The organism is Metabacillus rhizolycopersici, assembly GCF_020075705.1.
Genome location: NZ_JAIQUM010000110.1, coordinates 1 through 11,378, shown reverse-complemented (window position 1 = coordinate 11,378; position 11,378 = coordinate 1). Strand labels below are relative to the sequence as shown.

Annotated in this window: 13 protein-coding genes and 1 riboswitch; of the genes, 8 read left to right on the top strand and 5 right to left on the bottom strand. The window is 34.6% G+C overall.

Annotated elements, in window-relative coordinates:
- The 4 genes from K9V48_RS25260 to K9V48_RS25245 form a co-directional block, all read left to right on the top strand.
- On the top strand, window positions 1-199 hold a 199-nt coding region (locus K9V48_RS25260), incomplete at its 5' end, for a hypothetical protein (RefSeq protein WP_224141864.1).
- A 295-nt stretch (window positions 200-494) separates the two neighbouring features.
- A complete protein-coding gene (locus tag K9V48_RS25255) occupies window positions 495-857 on the top strand; it encodes a hypothetical protein (protein WP_224141863.1) in 363 nt (120 codons plus the stop codon).
- Window positions 817-915 (top strand): helix-turn-helix domain-containing protein, encoded by a 99-nt coding sequence (locus K9V48_RS29785; RefSeq protein WP_224141862.1) that lies wholly within the window; start codon window positions 817-819, stop codon window positions 913-915. The genes K9V48_RS25255 and K9V48_RS29785 overlap by 41 nt, the downstream gene beginning before the upstream one ends.
- A 26-nt stretch (window positions 916-941) precedes the next feature.
- Window positions 942-1,778: a protein kinase domain-containing protein gene (locus tag K9V48_RS25245; RefSeq protein WP_438803924.1), complete on the top strand. Its 837-nt coding sequence runs from the start codon at window positions 942-944 to the stop codon at window positions 1,776-1,778.
- Here K9V48_RS25245 and K9V48_RS25240 read toward each other — a convergent pair.
- The 3 genes from K9V48_RS25240 to K9V48_RS25230 all read right to left on the bottom strand — a co-directional run bounded on the left by K9V48_RS25240 (window position 1,775) and on the right by K9V48_RS25230 (window position 3,955).
- Window positions 1,775-2,056 (bottom strand): hypothetical protein, encoded by a 282-nt coding sequence (locus K9V48_RS25240; RefSeq protein WP_224141860.1) that lies wholly within the window; start codon window positions 2,054-2,056, stop codon window positions 1,775-1,777. The genes K9V48_RS25245 and K9V48_RS25240 overlap by 4 nt on opposite strands.
- A gap of 369 nt (window positions 2,057-2,425) precedes the next feature.
- Window positions 2,426-3,103: a serine/threonine protein kinase gene (locus K9V48_RS25235; protein WP_224141859.1), complete on the bottom strand. Its 678-nt coding sequence runs from the start codon at window positions 3,101-3,103 to the stop codon at window positions 2,426-2,428.
- 195 nt (window positions 3,104-3,298) lie between these two features.
- Window positions 3,299-3,955, bottom strand: coding sequence for a phosphatase PAP2 family protein (locus K9V48_RS25230; RefSeq protein WP_224141858.1), 657 nt, complete (start codon window positions 3,953-3,955; stop codon window positions 3,299-3,301).
- A gap of 812 nt (window positions 3,956-4,767) precedes the next feature.
- Between K9V48_RS25230 and K9V48_RS25225 the strand changes: the two genes are divergently transcribed.
- Window positions 4,768-5,949 carry a cation:proton antiporter gene (locus K9V48_RS25225; protein ID WP_224141857.1) on the top strand — a complete coding sequence of 394 codons (1,182 nt, stop codon included), beginning with the start codon at window positions 4,768-4,770 and terminating at the stop codon, window positions 5,947-5,949.
- A gap of 563 nt (window positions 5,950-6,512) precedes the next feature.
- On the opposite strand, the gene K9V48_RS25220 is transcribed toward K9V48_RS25225, so the two are convergent.
- Window positions 6,513-7,220 carry an IS6 family transposase gene (locus K9V48_RS25220; protein WP_224141856.1) on the bottom strand — a complete coding sequence of 236 codons (708 nt, stop codon included), beginning with the start codon at window positions 7,218-7,220 and terminating at the stop codon, window positions 6,513-6,515.
- A 262-nt stretch (window positions 7,221-7,482) separates the two neighbouring features.
- On the bottom strand, window positions 7,483-7,683 hold the full coding sequence (locus tag K9V48_RS25215; RefSeq protein WP_224141855.1) for a hypothetical protein: 201 nt from the start codon (window positions 7,681-7,683) through the stop codon (window positions 7,483-7,485).
- 464 nt (window positions 7,684-8,147) lie between these two features.
- A riboswitch (cyclic di-AMP (ydaO/yuaA leader) is annotated at window positions 8,148-8,289 on the top strand.
- A gap of 195 nt (window positions 8,290-8,484) precedes the next feature.
- On the opposite strand from K9V48_RS25215, the gene K9V48_RS25210 reads away from it, so the two are divergent.
- The 3 genes from K9V48_RS25210 to K9V48_RS25200 form a co-directional block, all read left to right on the top strand.
- On the top strand, window positions 8,485-9,822 hold the full coding sequence (locus K9V48_RS25210) for a TrkH family potassium uptake protein (RefSeq protein WP_224141854.1): 1,338 nt from the start codon (window positions 8,485-8,487) through the stop codon (window positions 9,820-9,822).
- Window positions 9,823-9,846: 24 nt separating this feature from the next.
- Window positions 9,847-10,503, top strand: coding sequence for a potassium channel family protein (locus tag K9V48_RS25205; RefSeq protein WP_224141853.1), 657 nt, complete (start codon window positions 9,847-9,849; stop codon window positions 10,501-10,503).
- A 437-nt stretch (window positions 10,504-10,940) separates the two neighbouring features.
- A partial coding sequence (locus tag K9V48_RS25200; protein WP_498043131.1) for a transposase occupies window positions 10,941-11,378 on the top strand: 438 nt, incomplete at its 3' end.

Below are 11,378 nucleotides of genomic sequence, written 5' to 3'. Positions count from 1 at the left end.
CAGTGCCACCGTTAAAATTTCTACTACGGGCAACTGCTGGAACAGTCCCAAGAAAAACATCCTATCAACTCCCACTTTTTTTACACTATACCAAAGAAATGCGGATAAGGAGAAAAACCTTCCTTTCCCAACAAATCTTAACGATAGCATGGTTCCATTAAAAAAAGAATCCCTCTCCGTGCTTTTTGAGGAACAATAATATTGCCAATAATGTGTTTTCCGCTGCTGAATGGATATTAAAAGATATAGAGATAAAGGTCAATGATGAAATTGAACCTGGGTAAAATTGTAAAATATTTCAACTAAATAGGTGCGTTCATTCAACAAGCTATAAGCGATTTTAGGAATAAGCCCATATTTTAGTTATTCCATTAAAAGAGTCACGTTTCTACAATAAGTGGAGACGCTTTTTCTTCTTCTAGTAAAGTGAGACAATAACAATTATGTTAAAATTTTAAAAGCTAAGTCAAGTAAGATGTAAAGGACGGTTCTTAATGAAAAATCATTTAAAGGTAAATGGAAAGCTTCTTCAAACAAACAAACGTTTTTCACAATTGAAAAATAGTCAAAAGGATTGGATTGCAACGGAACTTTATAAACTTTACCACGATAAGATGAAAGAAAGACGTACAACAAGGAAACTCCCTCCTGATCACCGTGATACAGTTATATCGTCTCTATACGAACAGATTCAGAATAGAGAAATATGGATTCCTTATAGTGAAGTAAAAAAATATGCATTTAGTAAAATCACAAAGATAGTAAAATCTTTTAAGAAACAATCTCCTGAGTTGAGTGAGGAAATTGAAGCCAATCATGCTATTTTATCTGATGGCGCAAGGTGTAACTCTAACTGAAGCCGCAAAAAGAGCTGGTGTATCCAGAATGACTCTATACCGTAAAATAAAAAAATAAATATTTTGAAGGAGAGAGAGGTTTCAATTTTGCGTGCAATTCGAAAATTTTATCAATTCTTTGTAGACAAACCCATTAAAAAAGGAGTAGTTTTGAAAGATCGCTATGAGATTTTGAGCGTTATAGGAACGGGAAGCTATGGAATTGTTTATCTGTGCAGATATTTAAAAACAAACGAGAATAAAGTGATCAAACAGCTTCGTCCAAGTAAGCGCCGTAAAGAGGTGGAGATGTTTGAAAATGAAATCTCTGTTTTACGTATGCTAAACCACAAAAATATACCGATATTATTTGAAGCCTTTTCAAATAACGGATCCTTATTTTATGTAATGAGTTTCATTGAAGGCGATAATCTGGAAGATAAGATTTTTTTAAGGAAAAATACTTTTAACGAGAACGAGTCTCTACTCATTCTTTCTCACCTGCTAGAGTTAGTGGATTATCTTCACAAAAAAGACATTTACCATCAAGATTTACGTATTCCAAACATGTTATTAAAAAACAATGAGCTTTTTTTGATTGATTTTGGTTTATCAAAGCATAAAGTGGCAGTTGCCCCATTTCACTCTCCCCTTCGTTCTTTACCTAACAAACAAGACGAAATTCTAGAGATGAAACTACAGGACTACTATGATTTGGGAGAAATACTGTTATATTTGCTTTATACGACCTACTCTTCCAAGAACAAAAAAGCCCTTCCTTGGACAGAAGAACTTTCTTTAAAAAAGGAAACTGTTTATTTACTAAAAAGATTACTACAAATTAAGGAACCTTACTCAAATACTAGTGAAATTTCAACTGACCTTAAGGCTGCACTTAAAGTAACAGAAAAAAGGAAATTAACCAATAGGGAAGAGGATTAGCTACTGCTTCGGCCTTTTCGTTTGTAGTAGTTACTTCCACTCATTGGAGATTGTTTATAACGTCGGTTACTACTGCTACTACCTCGGTGATAATAACTATGTCTACGTTCACTGCTACTGCCTCGGCGATAATGATCATGTCTTCGTTCGCTGCTACTACCTCGGCGATAATGATCATGTCTTCGTTCACTGCGATTACCTCGGCGATAATGATCATGTCTTCGTTCGCTACTGCCTTGGGATAGTTGCTTAATTTGTTTCATTATTTTTCTAAACATGTTTTACCTCTTTTCATTTTTTTAGTCCAGCATAGTTCAAGGACAAAACTTAGTATTGGCGAGAAGTTTAGTGTATAAAATCTCCATTTTGCATAATTAGGTAAAGACCGTTTCCAGTTGAATTATCACCTAGATCTTCTTTCAAACCTCAAACATTTTGCTGAATTTTTTATAAATATTATTAAAGGATTTTCTTGAAGTGTCTCTTACTAAAATAGATTGATATACTATATTATTTCATAGAAAAAATTAGAATATCAAATAATTTGTCCTCCTAAAACCATTTTATCAATTTGAATTGTACGCAAAATTGAAACCTCCCATTCCTCATCTCTCCTGAAAAACACTCATTAAGAATTTTGCATCCTCTTATTTTCTAAACGTTGTAAGAAACGTAGTATTATCCATAAACTCTTCAAAAGTGAGAGAATGATTGCTCCTATAATTATATCCTGTTCGAATCGTTTCTATTAATTGGAGTGGAACAGGTTTCCCCTCAATTAAATGGTAATAATGATTATATGCCTTTTTCAAATGCTCCCATCTTAAATCATCTCCTCGTTGAACATATTCGGAAACATCAATTATTTTTGCTCTACCATTTTGTAGTAAAATATTTTTTAAGTGGATGTCACGAGGATTTAATCCTTTTTGACGCACATATTCCCTTGCCTGATCGACATCTTCAATAACCTGTTTTGGAATAGGAATACCTTGAAGTAAACAATCATATAAAGTGATTCCTTCCTCGAAGTTTAGAACAAGGTAATTATCTTTATAACCAAAACATGTTGAAAATAAGGGTGAGTCTCCTAATACTTCATAGACGTTCCCCTCTATTTGAACCTTTTGAATTTTATCATCTGCATACATTTTAAATACATAAGATGGAACATCAATGGATTGAAAAACAGCTGCATCAGTTCCTATACCAATATACCTTAAATGATCAGAGTATCCATGGATCGATACAGGCTCGTTGTTTGGATTTGAAGAAATTGAAATTTTTGATAAGTGTTTATTAGCGAATATCCACTCCTCTCTCATTAGCCACATCTCCTTTTTAAAAGTTTATTGTTATTTGCTGATAGAGCTCAGCCACACCTTTAGGTGCTTATAATGATCAAAAGCTTTAACTCTTGTTTCCTCTCCTTTAAGTTCTTCTACTGCCTACTTATTTCCAGCTTGTTCAGCAAGCGAAGGAAGAGGATTAGCAAAAGAGTTTATTTCGTCCGTTTTTGATTAAGATACCTCCGTTTTCTTTTGCATACTTTTTGTAGATTGATATTTCTTTTCTTTATATAAATAGACAATTTCTAGTAAACTAATACATAAAACTAGCCAAACACTTCCAGCCATGTAGCCTGCCAGTACATCAGAAGGATAATGCACCCCCAAGTAAATACGACTGATACCTATCAATAAAATAACTAAACCAAACAAAATTACCCAGCCTAACTTTGAAAGAGGCTTGTACTTACTTCGCATCACTAGATAGCCTAAAAATCCGTAATAAGTCATACTGCCCATGGAATGACCACTAGGAAAACTGAACCCATCCGCCTCCATGATTCTATTGACGTTGGGACGTTCTCTCTCAAAAAAGCTCTTTAACCAAAAATTTAATAGACCTCCTCCTGCTACAGTAATGAGGTAAAATATCATTCCCCATAGATTTTTACGTTTTACAAATAGCCAAATCATACTAATCACGAGAAGAAGGCCAAGCATAAAAGTTGATCCCATTTCTGTTATAAAAAGCATGAATCTATCCATTGCTGGTGAAGCATACAATCTGACAGTATCAATAACTTTCTGATCAAATAGGAATGGCCTTTTTTCCATTAAATCACTTGATAAACGAGTAAATAGGTATAAACAAGCACTAGAAAAAAACAAGCCAGTAATTCCCCAAACTATCACAAGAGGGGAGACAGAGAATCCCTCTATGCATTTCCGAAACAATGTACATCACTCCTTCCTAATGATATGTAATCATTCCTTACTTATTTCATTTCGTCATCACCCCACTATTTGAATTTAAATTCCTAAATTGGTCTAGTTTCTGACTTTGCATGACTGTTTGAAGTTTATCAACCTCCTTTCAATTTAAAGACTATTTTCTATACTCTTCCTCCCACCGAAATTTACCAAATAAAAAAACCTTTACCACCAGGTAAAGGTTTTTTTTATACAAATAAAGACCTTTACCGGCAGGTAAAGGTCTTGCTAACAACGTTATGTTGCCAACAAAGCCGAGAGCGACAGCACTCCGAAATGACGACTTTGTTGTAAAAGCTACTCCCCTTTAGGAGAACTATTCAACTATTTAAGGCAAATATAATATACTTTCTATAAACATGTCAAATATTATTTTACTCATACGTGGAAACATTATTGTTACTTTAAAATAAAGTTTGATTAAAGTGGATTCTTTTAATTTGAATAATTGTGTGGTTTTTATAAAAAAGTTCGATCAAAATGTTTTATAAATGCTGATATAACAATGTTTCCTTTAGATTTATCCTTCTAAAAAGATTAAACTTTTTTCAAAACGGTACGACTTTTTCAAAACAGTACAACTTTTAAAATTTCAAAGCTACATATTATACGAAGCCTAAGTAATGTAAATGATAGTAATAAAGGGTATGTTATACAGACGTTAATGAGGTTAATTGGTGTAACATGCATCATTGAAAGGGAGCATAAGGATGATTACATACTGGATCATTTTACTGGCTATCGCGGTAGGGATTGTTTTTATCGCAGAAAAAATGAAACAACCGTATCCTACATTTCTTGTTATTGTTGGATTGATAATAGGGATTCTACCTATTCCCGGCTTGTCTGAGGTCAAGAGTTATGCTGCAACTGATACTGTATTCCAAACTACAGTCATTTTAATCTTTTTATCAGCTCTATTAGGAGATGCAGCGCTTAAACTTCCGATTAATGAACTAAACAAGAGTAAGAAACCTATCCTATTATTATCATTTGTTGGAACATTCTTGACGTTTTTAATCGTTTCTTTTCTAATGTACTTTCTAATAAACCTTTCTCTACAACAAGCACTAATCTTCGGAGCATTGATGGCTGCCACCGATCCTGTTTCAGTCCTTAGTATTTTCAAAGCTATCGGCTTGAATAAACGGTTATCCATTATTGTCGAAGGAGAAAGTTTAGCGAATGACGGAGTAGCTGTTGTATTATTTAAAATTGCACTTGTGACCACTGTATTAAGTCTAACAGGCACTTTTGAGGCTTCTATTGAGTTCGTAAAAGTGGTCAGTGGAGGTATCCTTATCGGTGGAGTATGCGGATTTATTGCTTCCCGTATTACGTCCAAAATCGACAATTATTTGGTAGAAATCGGACTTTCCATGGTTCTCTTTTACGGTGCTTTTGATATTGGGGAACATTTTCATGTTTCAGGTGTGATCGCAGTCGTGACAGCTGGTTTAATCCTCGGGACATATGGGAAAAATATTGGGATGTCTGACCTGACACATGAGAAAATGGATTCCTTTTGGGAAATTGTTGCCTTCCTCTCGAATGCACTTATTTTCTTATTGGTAGGGTTAGAAGTCAGTAATATTAATTTTTTAGATAAAGGATGGTTGATTATTGGGAGTATTCTAATCGTACTCTTGGCTCGATTTGTTGCCGTGTATATCAGTCTTGCTTTTGATAAAAGCATTCCTACTTCCTGGAAGCATGTAATTGCCTGGGGAGGATTAAAAGGTTCTCTTTCTATTGCTCTTATATTAAGTGTTACACCGGAGTTTGAAGGGCGAGAGTTGCTTTTAGCGATGACGTTCAGTAATGTTGTATTTTCTCTTTTAGTTCAGGGAACGACACTCAAAAAAGTAGTCGCTTTTGTCGGCGTGAGATAAGTATCTTTTTGGATAAAAAGATACGATATATATTTGAAAGAAAATGTTGTTATTTCTTATAAACATCGCAACCATAATATGATACGTCTGCAACCAGCACACAGTCAATAAGGCTTAAATGATGTCTATCACGAATCGCAGCTGGAATCATTATTAAACAGGTTCCGATAAAAATAAGCCCGAAGAAGCCAAGAAACAGAACCCCTTTTGAAGCAACTTCTACTGTTTGTGTAACATAAGGGGCTCTAAGGTTACAGATTTATCCTTTTTGGAACTATTTTCCCGTAGAAGGAATAAAATCCAACTAGGAAAAATAGGGTTTTACGAAAAAATTAGCAAAATAGGTGAAAATCCTCTCAATGTACACAATGAAAACATCTATACAAAACTAGATAACATAATCATCCTTTTAGGTACATAAAAACAGGATCGTTCTAATTGAAGATCCTATTTTGTTATTTGTTGAGCTGATGTAGCAATTTATTAGATAGAAAAAAACTGGTTCTGGTGCAAAGATTAGATTTGTTTAAAAAAGCATATAGATTTCTTAACTGAATTCCTTTTTAAGCAGCAATTCCAAATAGTTTATGGATGATTTTCACTTGATTTTGGGCAGACTTGTCCTGTAAAACAAATTGCCCCTTTTTAACCATATACATCGCTTCTATTCCAGAAATTATGGCCTTTGCTGTTCGAAAGGATTTGAACCCTAACATCGTACGAACTCGCTTCTTGATAAACCGATGATCTTGTTCGACAATGTTATTGAGATATTTAACTTGTCTTATTTGGATACCTTCAGGAATCTTTTTCTTCTGTTTCAGTTGTTGAATGGCGACTGGATAGGCTGGGTTCTTATCGACTGTTATAACACGAGGCTGCGAAACATGAAAAGACCGCAAAGCTTTCTTGAAAAAGCGCTTTGCAGCCTTTTGGTCTCTTGTTTTGCTTAGGTAAAAATCGATTGTGTTTCCTTCGGAATCCACTGTACGATACAGGTACATCCATTGACCTTTTACTTTTATGTACGTTTCATCCACTCTCCACGAGTCATTGGTTTGCTTGAGATGACGACGGATTCGTTTGTCTAATTCAGGACCATACTGATGAACCCAACGCATGATTGTTGTATGAGCAATGAATAAGCCCCGTTCTTCCATCATTTCCACTAAATCACGAAAACTGAGGTGATACCGTAGGTACCATCTTACCGTTAACAAAATAATGTCAGGCTGATAATGCTTCCACTTGAATACATTTTGCTTTTCCATACTGATCACACACCTTTTTTTAGAGTAGTAGTATCAGTATGTCCTAGATTTCAAGATTAATTGCATTTATCTTGAAGTTTTTGCACCAAAACCATAAATTTTGTCATATCAAAGCGAAGCACAACTCGAAAAGCATATGATTGAACAACAAAAGTGGATATCAACTTAACTACACAGTAACGAATAAATCCCATAAATCTAGGCATAAACTCAGATGTTTTACAATTATACAACATCCTTGTAAATGACCTAAATCCGTTTATTATTTTATCTTCTCAAAAGAGAAAAGCTTTAAGAATGGATGCCTTTTTTTATCAGTAATCTTTATCTCATCCAATATTAGATCATCCTCGTGATCTTTTAACCATTTCTTCAGAGTATATTTATCATGACAATGAGTAAGATATATTTCTCCACCTTTGCCCAAGGCATTAACTACATATCGATAGGTTGTTTTTTTCATATTTTCCCACCTTTAAAAAATAATATATTCGACTCTATAGTATTTACAATCTATTAATCTAAAAATGATAGATTATTCACAGATTAGAACACCTTTGAAACTCGTAATAAACATTTATGATAAATTTTTTGGATACCTAGGGTCCCTTTCCTATCGAACTTAATAAATACTTCACGAAATTCAGTCTTTAGTATCTTTCAGGAATTCAACATGGTACCTCAATGCATTTCTTTGAAATATGGTGATATCATAATGTCCAATGAAAGACCTTGTCAATGCAATTTAATTATTTTTACAAAACTATAACAAATCTTAAAAAGCAATGAATGATAACGTCAGATTGAGATTAAGTTATATGATTTAATGAATATGAATTATTTTGGTTTATTTTAGGTATTAATTGTCCTTTTAAGGGGTTTACAAAGATAATAAGGCAGGCGTAGAATTATTCCTGTAAATGATAAAACTGATATCGGCCAAATCTCAGAGAAACTGAGAACGGAGGACCCAATCTTTTGGGGTTAATTCTGCATTTGTAGAAGGGATGAGATACTCTTTCGCCATCCTACCCGTCAGCTAACTTCGTCGGCTAAAGCGAAGGAGGTCATAAGACCGCCTTAATTCAGGGGGCTTTTTGTTGTGTTTAAACAAAAAAGGAACCTGATAAATACGCAGGTCTTTTTATTATACCTGTAAATATTCACCAGTCCTTTCGCGTGGCTTCATTAGGTCAAATAGTTAGATATTTTTATGGATATATTAAAATGGATTACCAATTTTTAAACAAATTAGGAGAAAACAATGAAAAAAACAAAAGATTTTCTTAATCCACCGAAAATTCTTGTATTAGGCTTTGCTGCTGTCATAATGATAGGAACATTATTATTGACTCTTCCTATTGCCACAGAAGATGGAAATGGTCTCTCGTTTCTAAATGCTTTATTTACTGCTACATCAGCTACTTGTGTGACAGGACTTGTTGTCGTTGATACTGGTGATACATTTTCAACATTTGGTGAATTGGTGATATTATCGCTCATTCAAATTGGTGGACTAGGTTTTATGACATTTGCAACTTTTTTATTTCTGTTATTAGGTAAAAAAATCTCATTAAAAGAAAGGCTGTTATTGAAGGAGGCATTTAATAACATTAACCTTGCTGGAATTGTAAAATTGGTAAAACGAGTCTTGATATTTACTGCATTGATTGAGATCATCGGTGGAGTTATTTTATCGATACGCTTTTCTTTCGATATGCCAATTGGAAAAGCCATCTATTATGGTTTTTTCCATGCCATTTCAAATTTCAATAATGCTGGCTTTGATTTAATGGGGGAATATCGAAGTCTGACCCCTTATGTGGACGATCCGATTGTTGTCTTAACTGTTTGCTCTCTTATTACATTAGGCGGATTAGGTTTTATTGTTATGAACGAAATTTATGAATACCGTGAAACACACCGGTTATCTGTACATACGAAGGTGGTATTGTTCACAACCCTTATTCTAACGGTAGGTTCAACCATCTTAATCTTCCTATTTGAATATGGAAATGATAAAACGTTAGGTCCTTTATCTGACGCCGGTAAATTTTTAGGAGCATTGTTCCATGGGGTTACTCCGAGAACTGCCGGTTCGAATACTTTGCCAATAGCAGATTTAACACATGCTACCCTATTCCTGACTATTATTCTGATGTTTATAGGAGCTGGTTCAGGATCAACAGCTGGAGGTATTAAAATTACTACCTTCGCTGTTTTAATAGCAACCTTTTGGTCTCAAATTAAAGGAAAAGAAGATGTCGTTTTATTTAGGCGCCGAATTGTAATTGAATCGATTTTAAAAGCATTTACCGTTGCCATAAGTGGATTAATCATTGTTATTATAGTTACCCTTTTGTTGAGCATTACAGATAAGGGACAAAATTTCATTATGTATCTATTTGAAGCAACCTCTGCCTTTGGTACTGTCGGTCTATCCATGGGATTAACCCCTGAGCTTTCTCCAATTGGTCGTATTCTTATTATTTTTACGATGTTTGCAGGAAGATTAGGTCCTTTAACCCTTGGGTTTGCCATTACGAAGAGACGTACAACAGAAGCTTTTCGTCATCCAAAAGGAAATATAATGATTGGTTAATAACATTCAGGGAGTGGATTTAAAATGGCTATAAAACAATATGCCGTTATTGGTCTCGGAAGATTTGGAACAAGTATAGCCCGAAGATTACATGAAGCAGGACAAGAAGTTCTAGGAATTGATGTGAGTGAAGAACAAGTAGAAGATGCAGACCTCTATGTAACTCATGCTATCGTAGCAGATTCCACAGAAGAGAAAGCACTAACTTCCATAGGGATTCGCAATTTTGATTGTGTAATCGTAGCGATTGGGAATGATATGCAAGCCAGCATATTAACAGTTATGCTTCTTAAGGACCTAGGCGTTAAAAAAATCATCGCTAAGGCTTTAGGCAAGCGTCATGGAAAGGTTTTAGAGCATATTGGCGCTGATTGGATTATCTATCCTGAAAGGGATATGGGGGAACGAGTTGCCAATCAACTCTTATCACCTAATATGCTAAACTACATTGAACTTTCAAAAGAATACAATATTGAAGAAATCATGATCCCTTCAAAAATGGCTGAAAAAAACCTGAGGGAACTTGACATTCGTGCCAAATATAATGTCAGTGTCATTGCCATCGTTAGTGAAGGAGATATCATCATATCTCCTTCTCCAGATCAGATTATTCACAAAGGAGATTTATTAGTGGTGATTGGCAACAAAGATGATCTAGCCAATTTTTCAAGTATAGAATAACAATCATGGTGCTAACAGAGCGATTGAACAAGGTACTTCCTTGACTGGAGGAAGTTCCTTTCTTTTTTATATCAATATCAACAATACCCCTTAACAAAACCCCTATTTAAATAAGTAGTTATTTCGGTTCTGAATATAATTCATCTGCTGTTGGCTTACCACACGCAACTGTTAGTAATGAAATGATTAAAATAAATATTGAATTGATTATTTTTTTCATAATGGAATTTACTCCTTATATTGATATTATTCAATTCCGTTTTTATCTCCTAGATACTCATTTTCAATCTCTTCCATTTTTCCTGAGTCATTAAACTGCATAATCATATCATTGGGGTACCACCATATGCCCATCATGCGAAGTTAAAATTATACCCTCAAAATGAAAAAACGCTATGCTTATCGTAAGAAGTTTACGAGAAAGGATGGCGTTTTTGATGAATCCTATCATTTCAAATGAACTAAATCTTTTCGCACAAGAGCTACAATACTTTTTATCTCCAGTAGTCCTACAAGACATATCTAAACAAGTTGGCTTTGTACAGCGATCTAGTAAGTATCAAGCAAACGAACTCATTGCCCTTTGCGTATGGCTCAGTCAGGAAATCGCTAGCACATCACTTACACAATTGTGCAGTCGGTTAGAAGCTTCCACTGGAGTACTAATGAGCCCAGAAGGACTGAATCAACGCTTTAATCCAGCAGCTGTCGCATTTCTTCGAGAAGTCTTTACTTCTCTTCTCACACAAAAACTCTGTTCAAATCAATCGCTTTCTGCACACATGATCTCTACTTTCAATCGTATCCGTATTTTAGATGTGACAGTGTTTCAACTGCCTGATCATTTCGCCACTGACTATCAAGGTTCAGGTGGG